At 61.3% G+C, this 21,894-nt stretch carries 15 protein-coding genes; 12 read left to right on the top strand and 3 right to left on the bottom strand.

Annotated elements, in window-relative coordinates; genetic code table 11:
- Positions 1-221: 221 nt before the first annotated feature.
- Together aceF and aceE are read right to left on the bottom strand one after the other, a co-directional pair.
- Entirely contained in the window at positions 222-1,862 is a 1,641-nt protein-coding gene (gene aceF, locus E4O98_RS14585) for a dihydrolipoyllysine-residue acetyltransferase (RefSeq protein WP_103733920.1), read from the bottom strand.
- Positions 1,863-1,873: 11 nt separating this feature from the next.
- On the bottom strand, positions 1,874-4,519 hold the full coding sequence (gene aceE, locus E4O98_RS14580; RefSeq protein ID WP_003187985.1) for a pyruvate dehydrogenase (acetyl-transferring), homodimeric type: 2,646 nt from the start codon (positions 4,517-4,519) through the stop codon (positions 1,874-1,876).
- Positions 4,520-4,902: 383 nt separating this feature from the next.
- Here aceE and glnE point away from each other — a divergent pair, with 383 nt between their 5' ends.
- The 8 genes from glnE to E4O98_RS14540 all read left to right on the top strand — a co-directional run bounded on the left by glnE (position 4,903) and on the right by E4O98_RS14540 (position 15,017).
- On the top strand, positions 4,903-7,842 hold the full coding sequence (glnE, locus tag E4O98_RS14575; protein ID WP_078820123.1) for a bifunctional [glutamate--ammonia ligase]-adenylyl-L-tyrosine phosphorylase/[glutamate--ammonia-ligase] adenylyltransferase: 2,940 nt from the start codon (positions 4,903-4,905) through the stop codon (positions 7,840-7,842).
- Positions 7,843-8,064: 222 nt separating this feature from the next.
- A complete protein-coding gene (waaF, locus tag E4O98_RS14570; protein ID WP_032878265.1) occupies positions 8,065-9,099 on the top strand; it encodes a lipopolysaccharide heptosyltransferase II in 1,035 nt (344 codons plus the stop codon).
- A 1-nt stretch (position 9,100) separates the two neighbouring features.
- Positions 9,101-10,162, top strand: coding sequence for a lipopolysaccharide heptosyltransferase I (waaC, locus tag E4O98_RS14565; RefSeq protein WP_005784134.1), 1,062 nt, complete (start codon positions 9,101-9,103; stop codon positions 10,160-10,162).
- Positions 10,162-11,286 (top strand): glycosyltransferase family 4 protein, encoded by a 1,125-nt coding sequence (locus E4O98_RS14560; protein ID WP_005784135.1) that lies wholly within the window; start codon positions 10,162-10,164, stop codon positions 11,284-11,286. Before waaC ends, E4O98_RS14560 begins: the two co-directional genes overlap by 1 nt.
- Positions 11,283-12,089, top strand: coding sequence for a lipopolysaccharide core heptose(I) kinase RfaP (gene rfaP, locus E4O98_RS14555; RefSeq protein WP_032878264.1), 807 nt, complete (start codon positions 11,283-11,285; stop codon positions 12,087-12,089). Before E4O98_RS14560 ends, rfaP begins: the two co-directional genes overlap by 4 nt.
- Entirely contained in the window at positions 12,089-12,823 is a 735-nt protein-coding gene (locus tag E4O98_RS14550) for a lipopolysaccharide kinase InaA family protein (RefSeq protein ID WP_005784139.1), read from the top strand. The genes rfaP and E4O98_RS14550 overlap by 1 nt, the downstream gene beginning before the upstream one ends.
- Positions 12,820-13,572 (top strand): lipopolysaccharide kinase InaA family protein, encoded by a 753-nt coding sequence (locus E4O98_RS14545; protein WP_032878263.1) that lies wholly within the window; start codon positions 12,820-12,822, stop codon positions 13,570-13,572. Before E4O98_RS14550 ends, E4O98_RS14545 begins: the two co-directional genes overlap by 4 nt.
- Positions 13,572-15,017: a lipopolysaccharide kinase InaA family protein gene (locus tag E4O98_RS14540; protein ID WP_223017955.1), complete on the top strand. Its 1,446-nt coding sequence runs from the start codon at positions 13,572-13,574 to the stop codon at positions 15,015-15,017. Before E4O98_RS14545 ends, E4O98_RS14540 begins: the two co-directional genes overlap by 1 nt.
- Before the next feature lie 48 nt (positions 15,018-15,065).
- Here the strand turns inward: E4O98_RS14540 and E4O98_RS14535 are convergent, their stop codons facing one another.
- A complete protein-coding gene (locus E4O98_RS14535) occupies positions 15,066-17,159 on the bottom strand; it encodes a TonB-dependent receptor (protein ID WP_248135595.1) in 2,094 nt (697 codons plus the stop codon).
- Positions 17,160-17,365: 206 nt separating this feature from the next.
- Here E4O98_RS14535 and E4O98_RS14530 point away from each other — a divergent pair, with 206 nt between their 5' ends.
- The 4 genes from E4O98_RS14530 (at position 17,366) to E4O98_RS14515 (ending at position 21,878) form a co-directional block, all read left to right on the top strand.
- Positions 17,366-17,701 carry a YceK/YidQ family lipoprotein gene (locus E4O98_RS14530; RefSeq protein WP_032878260.1) on the top strand — a complete coding sequence of 112 codons (336 nt, stop codon included), beginning with the start codon at positions 17,366-17,368 and terminating at the stop codon, positions 17,699-17,701.
- Positions 17,702-17,820: 119 nt separating this feature from the next.
- Entirely contained in the window at positions 17,821-19,578 is a 1,758-nt protein-coding gene (locus E4O98_RS14525; protein ID WP_003187998.1) for a carbamoyltransferase, read from the top strand.
- A complete protein-coding gene (locus E4O98_RS14520; RefSeq protein ID WP_122732419.1) occupies positions 19,579-20,475 on the top strand; it encodes a GNAT family N-acetyltransferase in 897 nt (298 codons plus the stop codon). It abuts the gene before it with no gap.
- Positions 20,472-21,878, top strand: coding sequence for a PIG-L family deacetylase (locus E4O98_RS14515; RefSeq protein ID WP_248135593.1), 1,407 nt, complete (start codon positions 20,472-20,474; stop codon positions 21,876-21,878). Before E4O98_RS14520 ends, E4O98_RS14515 begins: the two co-directional genes overlap by 4 nt.
- Positions 21,879-21,894: the final 16 nt, after the last annotated feature.

Genomic DNA, 21,894 nt, shown 5'->3' with positions numbered 1-21,894 from the left:
GCACGCACTGACAAGAGAGGATGAAGGCTAAGTGCTATAAGGCAGTTATCGGCCGTGCGGGGGATTTCTGCAATCGAAGTGACAGAAGGTGTACAAACCTGTTCTGTGCGTACACCGAGCGCACAAAAAAAGCCCCGCCAAGTGGCGGGGTTGAGGTACGAGCGTGGCGCTCGGAAATCGGTGCGGCAAGGGCCTTCCCCGTAAAGGGAAGGCTCTGCGGCTTACAGCAGGATGGTGCGGATGTCGTTCAGCAACTGGCTCAGGCGCTGGGTGAAGCGTGCAGCGGCGGCGCCGTTGATCACACGGTGATCGTAGGACAGCGACAGTGGCAGCATCAGCTTGGGCTGGAACGCTTTACCGTCCCACACAGGCTGGATGGTGGCCTTGGAAACACCCAGGATCGCCACTTCCGGCGCGTTGACGATTGGCGTGAAGCCAGTGCCGCCAATGTGCCCGAGGCTGGAGATAGTGAAGCAGGCGCCCTGCATGTCATCCGGGGTGAGCTTCTTGTCGCGGGCCTTGGCAGCCAGCGCAGCCGCTTCGCCAGCGAGTTGCAGCAGGCTCTTCTGGTCGACGTTCTTGATGACCGGTACCAGCAGACCATCCGGAGTGTCGACGGCAAAGCCGATGTTGACGTATTTCTTGCGAATGATCGCCTTGCCGCTTGGCGCCAGCGAGCTGTTGAAGTCCGGCAGTTCCTTGAGCAGGTGCGCGCAGGCCTTGAGCAGCAGTGGCAGCACGGTCAGCTTCACGCCGGCCTTCTCGGCCACGGCTTTCTGCGCAACGCGGAAAGCTTCCAGGTCGGTGATGTCGGCCTGGTCGAACTGAGTCACGTGCGGGATGTTCAGCCAGCTGGCGTGCAGGCCGGCCGCGCCGATTTGCATCAGGCGGGTCATCGGCACTTCTTCGGTTTCGCCGAAGCGGCTGAAATCCACGGTACGGATCGGCGGAATGCCCGAGCCGCCCGTCGCGCCGGCAGCCGGTGCTTCCTTGGCCTTTTGCATCATGGCTTTGACGTAAGCCTGCACGTCTTCCTTCAGCACACGACCGTGCGGGCCGCTGGCCGAGACGGCGCTCAGCTCGACGCCGAACTCGCGGGCCAACTGACGCACGGCAGGGCCGGCGTGCACCTTGGCACCGCTTGGCGCAGGTGCGGCAGCAGCAGGGGCCGGTGTGGCCTCGGCTTTTGCAGCAGGTGCCGGGGCAGCAGCGGCCGGAGCGGCTTCAGCCTTGGCAGCCGGAGCAGCCGCCGGTGCTGGAGCGGCGGCCGGGGCAGCGCCTTGTACTTTCAGCTTGAGGATGAAGTCACCGGTGCCGACTTCGTCTTCCAGCTTGACCGCGATGCTTTCCACTACGCCGGCAGCCGGCGAAGGGATTTCCATGGAGGCCTTGTCGGACTCCAGGGTGATCAGCGACTGATCGGCTTCGACGGTGTCGCCGACCTTGACCAGCAGCTCGATGATCTTGGCCTTGCCCGACGAGCCGATGTCCGGGACGTGAATGTCCTGGACGGTGGCGGCGGCAGGTGCAGCAGCCGGGGCCGCTGGGGCCTCGGCAGCAGGTTTTTCAGCGGCAGGCGCAGGTTCAGCAGCGGCAGCCGGAGCCGCCGCAGGGGCTGCATCAGCGGCGCCTTCGATTTCCAGTTCCAGCAGTTCGTCGCCTTCTTTCAGGCGGTCGCCCAGCTTGACCTTCAGGCTCTTGACCACGCCGGCCTTGGGAGCAGGAATTTCCATGCTCGCCTTGTCCGACTCCAGGGTCAGGATGCTCTGGTCGGCTTCGACGGTGTCGCCGACCTTCACAAACAGCTCGATTACTTCACCTTCACCGCTGCCGATGTCAGGTACGCGAATGAGTTCGCTCACAAAAAATCTCCTCAGCAGTCCAGTGGGTTGCGTTTTTCCGGGTTGATCCCGAACTTGACGATGGCGTCAGCCACCACCTTGGGTTCGATCTCACCACGGTCAGCCAAGGCTTCCAGGGCTGCCAACACCACGAAGTGACGGTCGACTTCGAAGAAGTGACGCAGCTTCTTGCGGCTGTCACTGCGGCCGAAACCATCGGTGCCCAGGACTTTGAATTCCTTGGACGGGACCCACTGGCGAATTTGTTCAGCAAACAGTTTCATGTAGTCGGTAGAGGCAATGACTGGACCTTTACGGCCGGCCAGGCACTCTTCGACGTAGCTCTTGGCTGGCTTCTGGCCAGGGTGCAGACGGTTGCTGCGCTCTACGGCCAGGCCGTCGCGACGCAGTTCGTTGAAGCTGGTCACGCTCCACACGTCGGCGCCGACGTTGAATTCGTCACGCAGGATCTTCGCCGCTTCACGCACTTCGCGCAGGATGGTGCCGGAGCCCATCAGCTGTACGTGGTGCGCCGCTTCCTTGGTGTCTTCTTCGAGCAGGTACATGCCCTTGATGATGCCTTCTTCCACACCGGCCGGCATGGCTGGCTGCTGGTAGGACTCGTTCATCACGGTGATGTAGTAGAAAACGTCCTGCTGCTCTTCGGTCATCTTCTTCATGCCGTCCTGGATGATCACCGCCAGCTCATAGCCGTAGGTTGGATCAAAGGTGCGGCAGTTCGGGATGGTGGCAGCCAGGATATGGCTGTGACCGTCTTCGTGTTGCAGGCCTTCGCCGTTCAGCGTGGTACGCCCGGCGGTACCGCCGATCAGGAAGCCACGGGTACGGCTGTCGCCTGCTGCCCAAGCCAGGTCGCCAATACGCTGGAAGCCGAACATCGAATAGAAGATGTAGAACGGCAGCATCGGCTGGTTGTGGCTGGAGTACGAAGTACCGGCAGCGATGAAGGAGCTCATGGCGCCCGCTTCGTTGATGCCTTCTTCGAGGATCTGGCCCTTCTTGTCTTCCTTGTAGAACATCACCTGGTCTTTATCGACTGGCTCGTAGAGCTGGCCGACGGAGGAGTAGATGCCCAACTGGCGGAACATGCCTTCCATACCAAAGGTACGGGCTTCGTCCGGGATGATCGGGACGATGCGCGGGCCGATGTCCTTGTCCTTGACCAATTGCGCGAGGATGCGCACGAAGGCCATGGTGGTGGAGATTTCACGGTCGCCCGAGCCGTCAAGGATGGCCTTGAGGGTGCTCAGGTCCGGCGTCGGTACGCTGAAGCTGTTGGCGCGGCGCTGTGGCACGAAGCCACCCAGTGCGCTGCGGCGCTCGCTCAGGTAGCGGGCCTCGGCGCTGTTTGGCTCTGGCTTGAAGAACGGCAGGTTCTCCAGCTCTTCGTCCTTGACCGGGATGTCGAAGCGGTCGCGGAACAACTTCAGGCTGTCGACATCGACTTTCTTGGTGTTGTGCGCGGTGTTCTTCGCTTCGCCGGCACCGGTGCCATAACCCTTGATGGTCTTGGCCAGGATGACGGTCGGTTGTTCTTTGTGGTTGACCGCTTCGTGGTACGCCGCGTAGACCTTGTACGGGTCGTGGCCGCCACGGTTGAGCTTCCAGATTTCGTCGTCGGACAGGTCGGCAACCATCGCCTTGAGTTCAGGCGTGTTGAAGAAGTGTTCGCGAACGAACGCGCCGTCTTTGGCCTTGTAGTTCTGGTACTCGCCGTCGATGACTTCGTCCATGCGACGTTGAAGGATGCCGTCGACGTCCTTGGCCAGCAGTGGGTCCCAGAAACGGCCCCAGATGACCTTGGTCACGTTCCACTGAGCACCACGGAACACGCCTTCGAGTTCCTGGATGATCTTGCCGTTGCCGCGAACCGGGCCGTCGAGGCGCTGCAGGTTGCAGTTGATGACGAAGATCAGGTTGTCGAGCTTCTCGCGGCCGGCCAGGGAAATGGCCCCCAGGGATTCCGGCTCGTCGCACTCGCCGTCGCCCAGGAAGCACCAGACTTTCTGCTTGCCTTCCGGGATGAAGCCACGGGCTTCCAGGTACTTCATGAAGCGTGCCTGGTAGATCGCCTGGATCGGGCCCAGACCCATGGAAACGGTCGGGAACTGCCAGAAATCAGGCATCAGCCAAGGGTGCGGGTAGGACGACAGGCCCTGACCGTCGACTTCCTGGCGGAAGTTGTTCATTTGTTCTTCGCTGATGCGACCTTCCATGAACGCACGGGCGTAGACGCCTGGCGAGGTGTGGCCCTGGAAGTAGATCAGGTCGCCGCCGTGTTCGTCGGTCGGGGCCTGGAAGAAGTAGTTGAAGCCGATGTCATACAGGGTGGCGCTGGAAGCGAAGCTGGAAATGTGACCGCCCAGGTCCGAATCTTTCAAGTTCGTGCGCATTACCATCGCCATGGCGTTCCAACGTACCAGCGAGCGAATGCGGCGTTCCATGAACAGGTCGCCAGGCATGCGTGCTTCGTGGGTAACGGGGATGGTGTTGCGGTATGGCGTAGTGATGGCGTAAGGCAGTTGCGAGCCGCTGCGGGTCGCGAGTTCGCCCATACGGGTCATCAGGTAGTGAGCACGGTCTTCGCCTTCTTTGTCGAGAACCGATTCCAGGGCGTCCAGCCATTCCTGGGTTTCGACGGGATCGAGGTCTTGCATGGCTTGCTCCAGGGCGGAAAGGCTACCAGAATCGGTTGCCTGAAGTTTGCGACTGGCCTTGTGGGCAGACGACATAAATTCTTGGATGGCCGAAGGTTGCTTCGGCGTCCTGTAGTTTTACTACAAATCGTCGGCCATTTCAGCCTTTCGAATGTATATACGAGTAGTAAAACTACACAAGACTGAGCGTATGGCTCGGTCTTGCTGGTGAGCATAATCGTTATTGTTGGTCTATTGCGAACAAGAAAAGGTGAAAGTTTGATGTTGCCTGCCAAGATTAATTTAATTTCAGCTATTTCTAACTTTTGTTCGACAGTCCTTCATCGAGCATGGCTCTTGCGTTCACAACTACACGCCAATTACACGCCGATCAAGGATAGACCATGAGCCTTCCAACGCTGGCCGAACTGCCGGCCATTCTCTTGCCTTATGCCCAGCGGGCCGAGCAGTCATTTCGTGACGCGGTGGCCGCGCTGGACGACGATCATGGCCTTTCTGCGTGGACGCCGCAACGGTGGGCCGACTTCGCCCGCGTGTGCGCTGCCAGTGATTTTGTCATTGAACAGAGTGTTCGTGACCCTTTGATGTTGCTCGAACTGGTGGCCTGGGGTGAGCTGGACCGCAGCTTTGCGCCCGGTGAGCTGTGCAGCCAGATTGCCGGCGCCGTGCAACAGGCCGAAACAGAAGATGAGTTGGGCCGCGTGCTGCGCCGCCAGCGCACGCGCCAGCAGGTGCGCATCATCTGGCGCGACCTGACGCGCCAGGCCGACCTGGTGCAAACCTGTCGCGACCTTTCCGACATGGCCGACGCCAGCATCGACCAGGCCTACCAATGGCTGTACCAGCGCCACTGCGCGCAGTTCGGCACGCCGACCGGGCGGCGCAGCGGTGAGGCGCAGCATATGGTCATCCTCGGCATGGGCAAGCTCGGTGCGGTGGAGCTGAATCTCTCGTCGGATATCGACCTGATTTTTGCCTACCCCGAAGGCGGCGAGACGGTGGGGGTAAAGCGCTCCCTGGACAATCAGGAATTCTTTATTCGTCTTGGTCAAAAATTGATCAAGGCCCTGGATCCTATGACGGTCGACGGTTTTGTCTTCCGTGTGGATATGCGCCTGCGTCCCTACGGCTCGGCCGGTGCGCTGGTGCTCAGCTTCAACGCGTTGGAGCAGTACTACCAGGATCAGGGCCGGGATTGGGAACGCTACGCCATGATCAAGGCGCGCGTAGTGGCCGGTGATCAAGTGGCCGGCGCGCAGTTGCTCGATATGCTGCGCCCGTTCGTCTACCGCCGCTACCTGGACTTTTCCGCCATCGAAGCGCTGCGCACCATGAAGCAGTTGATCCAGCAGGAAGTACGGCGCAAGGGTATGGCCGAGAACATCAAGCTGGGCTCAGGCGGCATTCGGGAGGTGGAGTTTATCGCCCAGGCGTTCCAGCTGATTCATGGCGGCCGCGACCTCAGCCTGCAACAACGCCCACTGCTGAACGTGCTGGGTACGCTTGAGGGGCAGGGTTACCTGCCGGCTGCGGTGATCACCGAACTGCGCAATGGCTACGAATTCCTGCGCTACACCGAGCACGCCATCCAGGCGATTGCCGACCGCCAGACCCAAATGCTGCCGCACAATCCCGAAGATCAGGCGCGTATCGCCTTCATGCTGGGCTTCAGCGACTGGGCTGCGTTCCACGAACGCCTGATGTACTGGCGTGGCCGCGTGGACTGGCACTTTCGTCAAGTGATTGCCGACCCTGATGAAGAAGAAGGCGAAGAAAGTGAATTGGTCGTCGGTGGTGAGTGGTTGCCGCTGTGGGAGGAATCCCAGGATGACGACGCCGCATGCCGTCAATTGGCCGAGGGCGGTTTCACCGATGCACCCAAAGCCCTCAAGGCCTTGGCCGGCCTGCGTGGCAGCCCGCAGTTGCGTGCCATGCAGCGGCTGGGGCGCGAGCGTCTGGATGCATTCATTCCGCGCCTGCTGGCCCAGGCGGTCGAGCACGCCAACCCGGACCTGGTGCTGGAGCGCGTGTTGCCGTTGGTGGAGGCCGTCGCCCGGCGTTCGGCCTATCTGGTGTTGCTCACCGAGAACCCGGATGCGCTGCGTCGCCTGCTGACCCTGTGCGCCGCCAGCCCGTGGATCGCCGAACAGATCACCCGTTTCCCGTTGTTGCTCGATGAGCTGCTCAACGAGGGCCGCCTGTTCAAGCCGCCGCTGGCGCCGGAGCTGGCTGCCGAGCTGCGCGAGCGCCTCACCCGCATTCCCGAGGACGACCTTGAACAGCAAATGGAGGCCCTGCGTCACTTTAAATTGGCGCACCGCCTGCGAGTCGCGGCCTCGGAAATCGCTGGCAGCCTGCCGCTGATGAAAGTCAGCGACTACCTCACCTGGCTGGCCGAAGCCATTCTTGAGCAAGTGCTGGCCCTGGCCTGGCGCCAGACTGTCGCCCGCCACGGCGCGCCGCAGCGCCTGGACGGTACCCTGTGCGATCCTGGGTTCATCATTGTCGGTTATGGGAAAGTCGGCGGCATCGAACTGGGGCATGGTTCGGACCTGGATCTGGTGTTTATCCACGATGGCGACCCCCAGGCCGAGACCGATGGCGCCAAGCCGATTGACGGCGCGCAGTTCTTCACGCGTCTGGGCCAGCGCATCATTCACCTGCTGACCACCCAGACCAACTCCGGCCAACTGTATGAAGTGGACATGCGCCTGCGACCTTCCGGCGCCTCCGGCTTGCTGGTGAGTTCCCTGGGCGCCTTCGATCGCTATCAACAAAATGAAGCCTGGACCTGGGAACATCAGGCGCTCATCCGCGCACGGGTGCTGGTGGGCAGCCAGGATGTGGGCCATGCATTCGAGCAGGTACGTGCCAACGTATTGGGGCGTGAACGGGACTTGGCGAAGCTGCGCCAGGAGGTCAGCGAGATGCGCACCAAGATGCGCGATAACCTGGGTACCAAGGCCACGGCGGCCGGCAGGGGCGCCAATGCCTTCGAGGCCACGGCGGTGTTCGACCTCAAGCAGGACGCCGGAGGTATCGTCGATATTGAATTTATGGTGCAATACGCGGCTTTGGCGTGGTCTGCGCAACATCCATCGTTGCTGCGCTACACCGACAATATTCGCATTCTGGAGGGCCTTGAGCAGGTCGGGCTGATGCCCGCCGCCGATGCCCATTTGCTGCGTGAGGTATATAAGGCCTACCGCTCCGCCGCCCACCGCCAGGCCTTGCAGAACGAGGCCGGCACGGTCGCCGGGGACCAGTTTGCCGACGAACGGCGACAGGTGATGCGAATCTGGCAAGCGCTGGGCTTAAATTGAAACTCGACTGATTGGGCGACGCCAATTTTTATATGGGATGCGGATTAATGTGGGAGCCGGGCTTGCCCGCGATGCAGGCGCCTCGGTTTATCAGTGATACCGAGGTGATGCAATCGCAGGCAAGCCAGCTCCCACATAAAGATGCTCCCTGGCGCGCCGCGATCTACAGTCATTATCGAGGCGGGGAGGCATAAGCCTCCCCGCATCGTTTGTGGAAACTACATGAATATTCTGATCGTTGGGCCCAGTTGGGTCGGTGACATGGTGATGGCACAGACACTTTTCCAGTGCCTGCGCCAGCGCTATCCAGACTGCCAGATCGACGTGCTCGCCCCTGAGTGGAGCCGGCCGATCCTGGAGCGCATGCCCGAGGTGCGCAAGGCCTTGAGCTTTCCGCTCGGCCACGGTGCCCTGGAACTGGCGACCCGCCGACGCATCGGCAAATCCATGGCCGGCCAGTACGACCAGGCGATCCTGTTGCCCAACTCGCTCAAGTCGGCGCTGGTGCCTTTTTTTGCCGGTATCCCCAAGCGCACCGGTTGGCGCGGTGAGTTTCGCTATGTGCTGCTCAATGACGTACGCACCCTGGATAAAGCCCGCTACCCGCTGATGATCGAGCGCTTCATGGCCCTGGCCTACGAGCCCGGCACGCAATTGCCCACGCCGTACCCGCGGCCCAGCTTGCAGATCGACCCGGTGACCCGCGATGCGGCGCTGGCCAAGTTCGGCCTCACCCTTGATCGGCCGGTTCTGGCCTTGTGCCCTGGCGCCGAGTTTGGCGAGTCCAAGCGCTGGCCGTCGGAGCATTACGCCAAGGTCGCCGAGACCAAGATCCGCGAAGGCTGGCAGGTGTGGCTGTTCGGTTCGAAGAACGATCATTCGGTAGGTGAAGATATTCGTCAGCGCCTGATTCCCGGCCTGCGCGAAGAGGCGGTGAACCTCAGTGGCGACACGTCCCTGGCCGAGGCTATCGACTTGTTGTCCTGCGCCGACTCGGTGGTGTCCAACGACTCCGGCCTGATGCATGTGGCGGCGGCGCTGAACCGCCCGCTGGTAGCGGTGTACGGCTCCACGTCCCCAGGCTTCACCCCGCCCTTGGCCGACAAGGTCGAAGTGGTGCGCCTGGGCCTGGATTGCAGCCCGTGTTTTGATCGCACCTGCCGCTTCGGCCACTACAACTGCCTGCGCCAATTGCTGCCGCAGCCGGTAACCGATGCCTTGCAGCGGTTGCAGGGCGATGTGGTCGAGGTTCACTGAGTTGCGGGTACTGGTAGTCAAGACCTCATCCCTGGGCGATGTGATCCATGCCTTGCCGGCGTTGACCGATGCAGCACGGGCGATTCCCGGCATTCGCTTTGATTGGGTGGTGGAAGAAGGCTTTGCCGAAATCCCGACCTGGCACCCGGCGGTGGACAAGGTGATCCCGGTGGCGATTCGCCGCTGGCGCAAGAACCTTTGGCAAACCATCAAGAGCGGCGAGTGGCGCCGTTTCAAGCAGGCCGTGCAGTCGACCAAGTATGACTTGGTGATCGACGCCCAGGGCCTGCTGAAAAGCGCCTGGCTGACCCGCTATGTGCGTGCTCCAGTGGCCGGCTTTGATAAAAACTCGGCCCGTGAGCCGATCGCTGCGCGTTTTTATTCACGACGCCTGGCCGTGGCCCGCGGGCAACACGCGGTAGAGCGCTTGCGCCAACTGTTCGCCGTGGCCCTGGGCTACGACCTGCCCAAAGGCTTGGGCGACTATGGCCTGAGCGTTGAAAAGCTGCTGGGCCTGCCGCCGAAAAAACCCTTTGTGTTGCTGCTGCACGGCACTACCTGGGACACCAAGCACTGGCCCGAAGCCTATTGGCGTGAGCTGGCCGAACGCATGGGGCGCCTGGGCGTGGACGTGAAATTGCCGTGGGGTAACGCCGCCGAAAAGGCTCGGGCCGAGCGCCTGGCCCAAGGCCTGCCCAACGCCGAAGTGCTGCCCAAACTCAACCTGGCGGGCGTGGCCGGCGTGTTGGCGGGCGCCCGCGCCTGTGTGGCGGTGGACACCGGCCTCGGTCACCTGGCGGCAGCGCTGGATGTGCCGACCATTTCCCTGTTCGGCCCCACCAATCCGGGCCTTACTGGCGCTTACGGCAAGGGCCAGATCCATTTGGCCAGCGACTGGCCGTGTGCGCCGTGCCTGCAAAAGCAGTGTACCTATCAACCTACCGCCGACGACCTGCGGCGGTTCGACATCAAGCGTGAGTCGCCCCTGTGCTTCACGCGCTTGAATCCTGAGCGTGTAGCAAGCCGGCTGAGCACGTTGTTACTGGCTGAGGAGCAGCACTGATGCAACTGGCTTTTGTTCTGTACAAGTACTTTCCCTTCGGTGGCTTGCAGCGCGACTTCATGCGCATCGCCCTGGAGTGCCAGCAGCGCGGCCACAAGATTCGTGTCTATACGCTGATCTGGGAAGGCGACATCCCACCCGGCTTCGAAGTACTGGTGGCGCCGGTCAAGGCGCTGGTCAATCACCGTCGCAATGAAAAGCTGTATGCCTGGATCCAGGCCGACCTGGCCAAGCGGCCGGTGGATCGCGTGGTGGGCTTCAACAAGATGCCGGGGCTGGATGTGTATTTTGCCGCCGACGGGGTGTTCGAAGACAAGGCTCAAAACCTGCGCAACCCCATGTACCGCTGGTTCGGGCGCTATCGGCACTTCGCCGAATACGAGCGCGCGGTGTTCGATAAGGACGCCAAGACCCAAATCATGGTGCTGTCCGAACATCAGCAGAAGTTGTTCACCCAGTATTACGGCACCCAGGCCGAGCGTTTCCACTTGCTGCCGCCGGGCATTGCCCGCGACCGGCGCGCTCCGCCTGACGCGGCCGAAATCCGCGCCGAGTTTCGTCGTGAGTTCGGCCTGGCCGAGGACGACCTGTTGCTGGTGCAGATCGGTTCGGGCTTCAAGACCAAGGGCGTCGACCGCAGCCTCAAGGCCGTGGCCGCCTTGCCTTCCAAGCTGAAGAAGCGCACCCGACTGTTTGTAATCGGCCAGGACGACCCCAAGGTATTCCAATTGCAGAGTGCGGCATTGGGCCTGGGCGATCAGGTGCAGTTCTTCAAGGGCCGCAGTGATATCCCGCGTTTCCTGCTGGGCGCCGACCTGCTGATTCACCCTGCGTACAACGAGGCGGCCGGCATGGTGCTGGTCGAAGCGGTGGTCGCCGGCCTCCCGGTACTGGTGAGCCGGGTGTGTGGCTACGCGTTCTACATCGACAAGGCCCAGAGCGGCCGGGTGTTGGACGAGCCGTTCGAGCAAGCCCAGCTCAACCAGTACCTGGTGGATATGCTCGACGATCCACACGCGCGTGCGACCTGGAGTCGCAATGGTCTGGCCTTCGCCGAGACGGCCGACCTTTATAGCATGCCGCAGTACGCTGCGGACCTGATTCTGGCGGAGCCAAATCGATGAAGTTGATTCTAGCCGAACCCTTCAAGACCCTCTGGGCCGGACGCGATGCGTTCGCCGAGGTCGAGAAGCTGCAAGGCCAGGTGTTCCGCGAGCTGGCCGCTCGCCGTACGTTGCGTACGGTGGTCGAAGGCCAGCCTTACTTTGTGAAGATTCACCGTGGCATTGGCTGGGGCGAAATCCTCAAGAACCTGGTCACGGCCAAGTTGCCGGTACTGGGCGCAGGCCTGGAGTGGCTGGCGATCCAGCGCCTGCAAGCGCTGGGCGTGCCGACCATGACCGCCGTGGCCTTTGGCGAAAAAGGCAGCAACCCGGCCGACCAGCATTCGTTCATCATTACCCAGGAACTGACGCCGATTATCAGCCTGGAAGACTTGACCCTCGATTGGGTCAAGCAACCGCCCGTGCCGGCCATCAAACACGCCTTGACCCGTGAGCTGGCGCGCACCGTCGGCGCGATGCACCGCGGTGGCGTGAACCATCGCGACTGCTACCTCTGCCATTTCCTGTTGCACACGGACCAGCCCATTACCGTCGACAATCTGAAATTGTCGGTGATCGACCTGCACCGTGCGCAGGTGCGTCCGACGATTCCACTGCGCTGGCGTAACAAGGACCTGGCCGGCCTGTATTACTCCGCATTGGAGATCGGCCTGACCCAGCGCGACAAGCTGCGCTTTCTCAAGACGTACTTCCAGCAGCCGTTGCGCCAGATCCTGGCGGAGCAAGCTGCGCTGCTGTCTGAGCTTGAGCGCATGGCCGCCAAGCTTTACGCGCGCAAGCAACGATACGGGGATGCGCTCTGATGGCGGGTTGGAACCTGGAACCTGCCTATGCCGCCCTGGCGGATGACTTTGGAAGCCTGGAGGCGGTATTTGCCTTGCAAGGCGAGCGATTGACCCGCGACCCGCTGTCGGAAGTCATCCGGGTCGAGCGCGGCGGGGTCAATTATTACGTCAAGCGCTACGTGGGCGCCGGCAAAGGCTTGCGCCGTTACCTGGGCAGGCCGCGGGTGAAATCCGAATGGCAGAACCTCAAGCGTTTCGCCAAGTGGGGCATCCCGACGGCTGATGTCGTCGCCTGGGGCCTGGACCGCAAGGGCCTGGCTTATAACCGGGGCGCGATGATTACCCGCGAGCTGCCCAAGACGGAAGACTTGTCAGTGCTGGCCGAGCGCAATGACGAACGCCTGAAAGACCCCCGGTGGGTCGATGGCATCAGCCGCCAGCTCGCCGAATACACGCGCACCATGCATGAGCACCGCTTCACTCATAACGACTTGAAGTGGCGCAACCTGCTGGTGGACGACCAACGAACCCTGTACCTGATCGATTGCCCCAACGGTGATTTCTGGCGTGGTTTCTGGCTCAAGTACCGCATCACCAAGGACTTGGCTTGCCTGGACAAGGTCGCCAAATATCACCTGTCGGCCACCCAGCGCCTGCGTTTCTACCTGCAATACCGCCAGCGCACGCACTTGTCGGCGTCGGACAAACGGCGAATTCGTCACGTGGTGAAGTTTTTTGAGGGACGCGAATGAGTGACTTCCTGGCGGCCGAAGACCGCGCCTTGCTTGAGCGCAACGGTCTGGCGACGTTTGACGCCCTGTGGGCCAAGCAACTGGACGCAGTGGACGAGCCCAATACCAGTCACGGCGGCTGGAGCAGTGTGTATCGCCTGGAGCTTGAAGGGCAGGGCTATTACCTCAAGCGCCAGAGCAACTACCTGACGCGCACCTTGCACCGGCCGTTTGGCGAGCCGAGTTTTGCGCGCGAGTTCCGTAATATCAGCCTGTATCGAAAGCTCGGAATCCCTGCTCTGCAGGCGGCGTTCTTCGGTGAGCGCAAGGTTAAGGGCGAGCGCCGGGCAATGCTGCTTACCCGTGCTCTGGATGGTTGGAACGACCTGGATTCGTTGCTGGAGCAGTGGCAGCAATTGAGCGTCGCCCAGCACAGTGCGATCCTGTCGGCGTGCGGCAAGCTGGCGCGTCATCTGCACAGCGTCGGGCAGGTGCATGGCTGTTTTTACCCCAAGCATATTTTCCTGCAGGCCACCGCTGAGGGTTATGCCGCGCAGCTGATCGACCTGGAAAAAACCCGTCCGTTGCTGTTTGGCTGGCGTGACCGGGTCAAGGACCTGGAACCGCTGCTGCGTCGCGCGCCCCAATGGTCGGACGCGCAGGTGCGCCAGCTGCTGGCGGCGTATCTTGAGCAGCCCGAGGACAGCGACCTGGTCTCCACTTGGCACCAGCGCCTGACCGCACGCCGCAGCCACAAGGAGAACCGCTGATGCGTTTATCCGAGCTGAAAAATGCCGGCCGTAGCCCCAGCCTGCCGTTGACCATCGATCTGGCGGATGCGGCAGGTTCGGGGCAGTTGCAACTGCTGAGCCTGCTGCGGGTGTTGCCCGGGCAGCGCTACGTGGGCGCGGCAGTGTGGCGTGGTCGCCCGGTATTGGCCAAATTGTTGGTTGGCAGCAAGGCGGCGCGGCATTTTCAGCGTGAACTCAAGGGTGTGCGTTTGTTGGCTGAGCAAGGCCTGACCACACCGTTGTTGTTGGCCGATGGCTTGCAGGACGGCGAGGGCGGCTGGCTGCTGTTTGAGTTTATCGAGGGCGCCCAAAGCCTGGCCGATGCGTGGCACGCCGTCGAACATCTGCCGCCGTTGGCGGACGAACAAACCGCCGTGCTCGCCGAAGCATTGGGCGCGATTGCGCAAATGCATGCCAAAGGCCTGTGGCAGGAAGACCTGCACCTGGACAACCTGCTGCGCCAGGACGGCAAGCTGTACTTGATCGATGGCGCAGGCATTTGTGTCGAGGAGGCGGGTAAGCCGTTGTCGCGCAATCGCGTGCTGGAAAACCTCGGCGTGTTTTTCGCCCAGCTGCCGAAAAACCTTGAGCCGTTTACCGAAGAATTATTGGTGTACTACCTGCTGGGTAATGGTGAGCACGCCTTGCCGCTGCAAGCCCTGGAAAAGCAGGTGCGCAAAGTCAGCGCCTGGCGCTTGAAGGACTTTCTGGACAAGACTGGCCGCGAATGCACGCTGTTCAGCGTGGTGCGTGGCGCCTTTGGCTTGCGTGCGATTCGTCGCGAAGAAGAAACGGCCATGTTACCGGTGCTGGAACAGGCAGACGCCTTGCTCGACCAGGGCCACCTGTACAAGACTGGCGGCGCGGCCAGTGTGGCCAAGGTCGAAGTGGCTGGTCGACCGTTGGTGATCAAGCGCTACAACATCAAAGGCTTTGCCCACTGGCTCAAGCGCTTCTGGCGCCCGAGCCGAGCCTGGCATTCCTGGCGCGAGGGTAACCGCCTGGCGTTTCTCGGCTTTGCTACGCCCAAGCCACTGGCGGTGCTGGAGAAGCGCTTTTTATGGCTGCGCAGCCGTGCGTATCTGGTCACCGAGTTTCTGCCGGGGCCGGACATCATCGAGCGCTTTGCGCCGTATGTTGAAAACGGCGATGCGCCTGAGAGCGAGCTGCTCGCACTGGAACAGTTGTTTACCCAGTTGATTGGCGAGCGCATCAGTCATGGCGATTTCAAAGGCCATAACCTGTTCTGGAATGACGGGCGTTGGGCGATGATTGATCTGGATGCCATGTGTCAGCACAGTTCCGTTGCCAGCTTCGCACCGGCCTATGCCAAGGATCGCGCACGGTTTATGCGCAATTGGCCGCAGGGCAGTGCGTTGTATCAGGTGATCGATCAGCGGTTGCCTAAAACCATCGTGGGTTAAGCGGGCGCCTGATACCCAAATGTGGAAGGGGGCCTGCCCCCTCCCACATCAGAATTGATATTCAGCTCCAGCGCCGGCATACCACGAGCGCCCCGGTGCTGCTTCGTAGTAGCGCCCATTGCCGTCACCCACAATCACCGACCCCACATATTGACGATCCAGCAGGTTATCCAGGCGCAAGGTCTGGTGAAAGGTCCAGTGCTCCACCTTCTGCTCAAACCGTGCCCGCCAGTTGAAGACGCTGTAGCCCGGTGCGGCATGTTGGCTATTGGTGTCTTCGACATAGACTTTGCTGCGGTACATACCTTCGATGGCCGTGCTGACCCAGTCCCGTGGCTTCCAGTTCAGTTCGGCGAACAGTGTGGTTTGGGGGACGCCGGGGAGGTAGTTGCCCTTGTCGATGGTGTTGGCGCCGCTGGCGAAATCGCTGTCGTAGGTGGCTTGGAGGCGGGTATAGGCGAGGCTGGTGCTCCAGTGCTCGTTCAGTTGGCTTTCAACACCCAGTTCGAAGCCGCGACGTAGTGTGCGACCGGCGTTCTGGTAAGTTGTGCGGCCCCCGCTTGCCTGTTGCACGACCAGTTCGTCTTCGGTGGTGATTTGGAACACTGCGGCGTTGATGCGGGTGTCTTGACCTAGACGGGCCTTCAAGCCGACTTCGAACTGCTTGCTGACAGACGGCTTGAGAGCAAAGTTGAAGCCGTTGGCGGTGCTTGAATAGGCTGATTCAGCTTGAGTGGGGGTTTCGAAGCCTTTGCCCGCACTCATGTAGCCGTGCAAGTCAGGGGTGAAGGCGTACATCACGCTGACCGATGGTGTGTTTTTTTGATAAGTCTTGCTGCCGCTGTCGTTGCCATCATTTAGGAAATGGTCGTCGACCTGCATTTTCATGGTGCTGTGCCGCAGGCCAGTTTGCAGGGTCCAATCGCCCAGTAACCAGTTGGCTTGCACGAAGGGATCAACGCTGGTGGCGGTGTCGATTTCGTCGCGGCCCAGGGCGCCTTTGACTCCATGTACGCCGTTCAAAGTGTTGGAGTAGCCTTGGCGATCATCTTCGCTGCGGTCGTAATCGAGGCCGCTGATGATTGTCAGGTCGCCCGGTACGCTGCTGATGGGTTGCAGCCAATGAATGGAGCCGCCGTAGAACTTTCGGTCAAATGCCACGACGCCACCACGGGCGTTAGCAGGGTTGGTTGCGCCGCTGGGAAACTTGTCCGGGATCGACAGGTACTGAATCACACTGCGGCGCCCGGTATACGCATTGACCTGCAACGTCGCATTGCCGATGTAGCGCTCGTAGTTCATTCCCAATTGCTGGTGATCGATGCTTTTACGCGTGTTATAGGTCAGCGCGTTGGCGCTTACCGAACGCGGATCGGCCTTGTACGCTGTCCAGGTCTGCCCCAGCGGATCCTGCGTACCGTTCTGCTCCAGGCTGCTGTAGATCAATGCCAGCTTGCTGTCGTCATCCGGCTGGAAGTTGAGCTTGGCGAAGGTCTGGTCGCGCCGGGCGCTGCTGTGGTCGCGGTAGCCGTTGGTGTCCATGCGTGAGGCATCGAGCACGAACCCGGCACCATTCGCCGCGCCTTCCGCGCTAAGGTGGTTCTTGTTCAGCCCGTCGCTGCCCACCAGCGTTTCTGCGCCGATGCGCGGTGGGCCTTCGCCGTCGCGGGAGAACATTTGGATCACACCGCCGGCGTTACTGCCATACAGAGTCGCCGCCGGGCCGCGCAGCACTTCGATGCGCTCGGCAGTGTCGAGGTTGAACGTTGCGGCCTGGCCCTGGCCGTCGGGGGTGCTGGCGGGGATGCCATCGGCGATCAGCTTGATGCCTCGTACGCCAAACGCCGAACGGGCGCCGAAGCCGCGGGACGAGATCTGCAAGTCCTGTGCATAGTTCTGGCGGTTCTGCACCACCAGGCCGGGCACGCGGGACAGGGCTTCGGAGGCGTTGATGCCCAGTTGGCCGTTGCTGATTTGTTCACGATTAATGCCGTCTACCGAATACGGCAGGTCGAACGTCGGGCTGGCGCTGCGCGAGCCGGTGACCACGCTGGGATCCAGGATCAGGGGCGCATTGTCGGCTTGGGCGGTGTTGCACAGGCCCAGCAGTAAGGCAAGGCAGGTTGGAGCAGAAGGAGTCATGAAAAGGCCGAGTGGGTAGCGCACGCAAGTAAGGGGTGTAGGTGCAAATGTGACAAGTTTAACGACTCGTCCTCTGATTTGCCGAACTCCTTACCGCCTGGCGCATTGGGACGCTTCCTACGCTTAGCGTCGACTGCGCAAGCCTGAAGTCTTGGTTTTGTGGTGCTAGGTTTTCGATCTTTATCAAACGAAAAGAAGAATCAACTATGTGGACTCCTATCCTGCGCTTGCTGATGTTGCTGGGAATGTCGTTGATCGTTGCAGGCTGCGGCACGGCGACCACCGTGCTGCGTGGCGATGACGTTACTGTTCGTGACCTCAAGGGCAAGAAAACCTACTGTCAGTCCGTTTCGCGAATCTACAGTGGCGTAGCTTATGACCTCTGCGTCTTGCATGGGCCTCCCAACTCTGCGGGTGGGCTCTCGTTGAACGGGATTCCATGGGTCATTCTGGATGCGCCGGTTTCCGCGGTGCTGGACACGCTCGTCTTGCCCTACACCATCTACCGCCAAAGCGCCGACGGTAGCATCGAGCTGCGCTAACAGCTTCCTACTGCTTTTAAGCTATAATCCCGCCCTTTAGCTGTTTCCCGCCCGGGCGGGAAGCACACTTTTTTCAGGCGCGATGCGCCTGCATGCAGACTAAAAGAGGCTAGACCCCAGTGGCATTGACGATTCTTGGCCTGTCCGGCGCCCTTAGCCATGATCCTTCCGCAGCCCTGTATATCGACGGCAAGCTGATTGCGGCCGCCGAAGAAGAGCGCTTCGTACGCGACAAACATGCAAAGAACCGCATGCCCTACGAGTCGGCGAAGTTCTGCCTGGAACAGGCTGGCATCAAGCCTTCGGACGTTGACGTGGTGGCGATCCCATTCGCCCCGATCAGCCTGTTCGGCGAGGCACGCTGGCACTACGCCAAGCGCTACTGGTACGCCCCGGACCGCGCCCTCGACGCGATCCTGATGGGTAACCGTCGCTACAAGCGCTATCGCAACAAGATTGTCTGGTGCCTGGAACAACTGGGCTTCGATCCGAAGAAAATCAAGATCGAACCGGTTGAACACCACCTGGCCCACGCTTCCAGCGCCTACCACTGCTCGGGTTTCCAGGAAAAAACCGCGATCCTGGGCATCGACGGCAAAGGTGAGTACGCCACCACGTTCTTCGGCTATGGCGAAAACGGCAAGATCCACAAGATCAAGGAATTCTACGACCCGGATTCTCTCGGCGGCCTGTACGGTGCGATCACCGAGTTCCTCGGTTTCGAGATGCTCGACGGTGAGTTCAAGGTCATGGGCATGGCGCCGTACGGTGATGCCAGCAAGTACGATTTCTCTCGTTTGGCGTCCTTTGAAAACGGCGAGCTGGTGATCAACACCGACTACGCCAACGTCATCGGCCTGCGTCGCTACAAAGAGAAGGGCAAGGGTTTCTACTTCTCGCCAAAACTGATTGAGTGGCTGGGCCCCAAGCGCGAAGGCGACATTGCCGACGAGCCGTACATCCACTACGCCGCCAGTATGCAGGCGCTGTTCGAGAAGCTGGCCTTGCAGATGATCGACCATTACCTGGGCGACATCCTCAAGGACACCGGCAAGCTGGCCTTCGCCGGCGGCTGTGCGCTGAACGTCAAGCTGAACCAGAAGATCATTGCCCGCGACGACGTGAAAGAGTTGTTCGTGCAGCCGGCGTCCGGTGATGCCGGCACGGCTGTCGGCGCGGCCGCCTATGTATCCCACGCTCGTGGTGTACCGGTGGAGAAGATGGAGCACGTGTACCTCGGCCCGTCCTACAGCAACGAAGACGTGATCGCCGCTTGCGCCAAGCACGAGAGCAAGCCGAACTGGCGCAAGATCGAAAACATGCCCAAGCGCATCGCCAAGATCATGGTCGACGGTAACCCGGTGGCCTGGTTTCAGGGCCGCATGGAGTTTGGCCCGCGTGCCTTGGGTGGGCGTTCGATTATCGGCTGCCCAAGCGCCACCGGCGTGGCTGACCGCATCAACCACCAGATCAAGTTCCGCGAGCGCTGGAGGCCTTTCTGCCCGTCGATGCTCGACACCGTGGCCCCGCAGATGATCAAGGTCGATCACCCGGCGCCGTTCATGACCTTCACTTTCGAGGTGTCGGAAGAGTGGAAGACTCGCGTGCCGGAAGTGGTGCATGAAGATGGCACATCCCGCGCCCAGGTGCTCAAGCGCGAATACAACCCGCGCTACTACGACATGATGAAAGAACTGGAAGTGCTGACCGGCAACGGCGTGTCCCTGAACACCTCGCTCAACCGTCGTGGCGAAGCGATGATCTGCTCGCCGACCGACGCGCTGAACATGTTCTTCGGCTCGGACCTGCAGTACCTGATCATGGAAGACATCCTAGTCGTGAAAGACGGCGTGGACCCTTATGACGCCGTGGTTTAAATGCTGAACCGCTTCCAGGGCTGGCGTGAACGTGGCTGGGCGCCTGTCGAGGCCGAGGTTTACGCCCAGGCCTGGCAGCGTTACGGCGGCAGCGTGGCGACCCACCCGCAGGTTATCGAGCGGTTGGCTGGTCTGGCGCAGATTCCGGTGCGCTACCTGGGCTGGGAACAAGGTGGCGAACTCAAGGGGGCGATAGCCACCTGGGGGCGCGACCTGGCTCTCTCCAAGGACGTGCTCAAGCGCACCGGCAAGAAAGGCCTGTTTGACCTCGGTAATGCCGAGGTCATCCTGCCGATTGCCGCGGATGCGCAGGTGCCGCTGCGCCACCGGGCGCGCTACCTGTCGGCGTTGAACGAAGGGCGCGTCAGTACCCTCAAGCCCCAGGCCGAGCAATTGGCCATGGCGCGCACGCCCGAAGAGCTGTCGAAGAAGTTTCGCTACAACCAACGACGTGAATTGCGTTTGCTGGAAGAAGCGGGCGGCGTGGTGCGGGCGGTCAGTGAGTTCTCCAGCGTGGAGCTGGCGGCGATTTATTGCGATCTGTTCCAGCGTCGCTGGGGGTTCCCGGCGGCTGGTGCGGCGCGTTTGGCCGAGGTGCTGGAGCTGCTCAAGGAGTTTGTGTTCGGCTCGGTGCTGTTTCTCAATGACGCCGCGATTGCGGTGCAATTGGTGTATCAGGTGCAGTCCAATGAATGGTTCAGCGCCGAGTACGTCAACGGCGGCGTCGACCCGCAAACCCGTGCGTTCAGCCCTGGCAGCGTGTTGAGTTTCCTCAATACCCAAAGCGCCTGGGAGCAGGCGCGGGCGGCGAACAAGTCGCTGCGCTTTTCCTTCGGTCGTTCCGACCGAGAGTATAAGGAGCGCTGGTGCAACCCGGTGCCGGTGTTCAGCGTATGAGTCGCAAACAGCAACTGCTCAAGCGCCATCGGCGCAACAAGCGCATCGCGCTGTTGATCGGCTTGGCGGTGCTGGTTGCCACCGGTGTAATGGTGGCCTGGTGGCTGCCGCCGATGTTGGCGGTATTGCTATGGGCGGCCCATGAAGCGTGGTTTGCCGATCACCTGTTCTACTCGCCCAGCGACCACTATGAGTACGCATTCCCAGCCGGCAGCGAGCAGCCCGGTTTGCGCCTGGAGTCGGGGCGGCTGTTGCTGGATGCGCCGCTGGCGAACGATGAAACCCTGATTATTGGCGTTGAGTTGAAAAGTTCGTGGCTGGGGCGCTTCCTAGACCCGGCGGTGGACCTGTTGGGCCTTGACTCAGCGGACCGCCAAACCTTTGAACGTGGCGTCAACGGGCGTCGCTATCTCAACCTGACCGGCGCTGCACAAGCACTGGCGGCGGGCAACATCAGCTTGCGCGGGCGCTTTTGCCGGATCAAGGGGCAGCCGATTCTGTGGCGTTTCCACCAACCGGACTATCGCCAGCAACGTGTGATGGTGATCGCTCCTCACGCCGACGATGCCGAGCTGGCCGCGTTCAGCCTTTACAGTCAAGCGGCTGAAAGCTGGATCGTGACCCTGACCGCCGGGGAGATCGAAGCCGAGCACTATCAGCAGATGGGTTTGCCCAAGGCCCAAGCATCACGCCTCAAGGGCCGCTTGCGTGCCTGGGACAGCGTTGCCGTGCCGCGTTGGGCCGGGGTGCCCGAAGCACAATGCGTGCAGTTGGGTTACTTCTGCATGCAATTGCAGGCCATGCAGGCTGCGCCGGACCAGCCTCAGGCGTCGGGCGAAGCGGATTTGGCCGACACGCGGCTATTTCGCCAGTTCAACGGCTTTGCCCTGCCGGGTGATTCAGATGGCGCACCGACCTGGCACAACCTGATCGCCGACCTGCGCGCACTGCTGCTCAAGGCGCGCCCTCAGGTGATCGTGTTGCCCACGCCATTGCTGGACCCCCACGCTGACCACATCTGCGCCCATGCGGCGGTGCTTGAAGCTCTGCAGGGCCTGGAGTGGCAGCCCGACACGTTGCTCGGTTATGCCAACCACCTGCATGATAATGACCGCTGGCCCATGGGTGACTCCGGTGCTGGGATGGCGCTGCCGCCACGTTTCGATTCATCGCCCGAGATGGTGCCGTGCAGCTTTGCACTCACCTTGAGCCAGCAGCAGGACAAGGCCATGGCCCTGGGCATGATGCACGACTTGCAGCCGCGCGCGCCGCTCAAGCGCCGGGTGCGCAAGTGGTTGCAGCAAGTGCTGGCCGGACGTAGTCCATCGCCTTACGGCGAGAACGAATTCTTTCGCAAAGCCGTGCGTCGTCACGAGCTGTTGTGGGTCCTTAAGCAGGACTGAAACCCTCTCGAAGGCA

The organism is Pseudomonas sp. W2Jun17 (assembly GCF_023127795.1).
Classification (GTDB): domain Bacteria; phylum Pseudomonadota; class Gammaproteobacteria; order Pseudomonadales; family Pseudomonadaceae; genus Aquipseudomonas; species Aquipseudomonas synxantha_A.
This window is presented reverse-complemented; position numbering and strand designations above follow the sequence as displayed.

What these genes read in the sequence shown, in the direction of transcription:
- E4O98_RS14540 (WP_223017955.1), top strand. Translation starts at nt 13,572, where the DNA reads ATGCGTTTATCCGAGCTGAAAAATGCCGGCCGTAGCCCCAGCCTGCCG.
- E4O98_RS14535 (WP_248135595.1), bottom strand. Translation starts at nt 17,159, where the DNA reads ATGACTCCTTCTGCTCCAACCTGCCTTGCCTTACTGCTGGGCCTGTGC.
- E4O98_RS14560 (WP_005784135.1), top strand. Translation starts at nt 10,162, where the DNA reads ATGCAACTGGCTTTTGTTCTGTACAAGTACTTTCCCTTCGGTGGCTTG.
- E4O98_RS14530 (WP_032878260.1), top strand. Translation starts at nt 17,366, where the DNA reads ATGTGGACTCCTATCCTGCGCTTGCTGATGTTGCTGGGAATGTCGTTG.
- aceE (WP_003187985.1), bottom strand. Translation starts at nt 4,519, where the DNA reads ATGCAAGACCTCGATCCCGTCGAAACCCAGGAATGGCTGGACGCCCTG.
- waaF (WP_032878265.1), top strand. Translation starts at nt 8,065, where the DNA reads ATGAATATTCTGATCGTTGGGCCCAGTTGGGTCGGTGACATGGTGATG.
- glnE (WP_078820123.1), top strand. Translation starts at nt 4,903, where the DNA reads ATGAGCCTTCCAACGCTGGCCGAACTGCCGGCCATTCTCTTGCCTTAT.
- E4O98_RS14520 (WP_122732419.1), top strand. Translation starts at nt 19,579, where the DNA reads ATGCTGAACCGCTTCCAGGGCTGGCGTGAACGTGGCTGGGCGCCTGTC.
- E4O98_RS14545 (WP_032878263.1), top strand. Translation starts at nt 12,820, where the DNA reads ATGAGTGACTTCCTGGCGGCCGAAGACCGCGCCTTGCTTGAGCGCAAC.
- E4O98_RS14515 (WP_248135593.1), top strand. Translation starts at nt 20,472, where the DNA reads ATGAGTCGCAAACAGCAACTGCTCAAGCGCCATCGGCGCAACAAGCGC.
- rfaP (WP_032878264.1), top strand. Translation starts at nt 11,283, where the DNA reads ATGAAGTTGATTCTAGCCGAACCCTTCAAGACCCTCTGGGCCGGACGC.
- E4O98_RS14550 (WP_005784139.1), top strand. Translation starts at nt 12,089, where the DNA reads ATGGCGGGTTGGAACCTGGAACCTGCCTATGCCGCCCTGGCGGATGAC.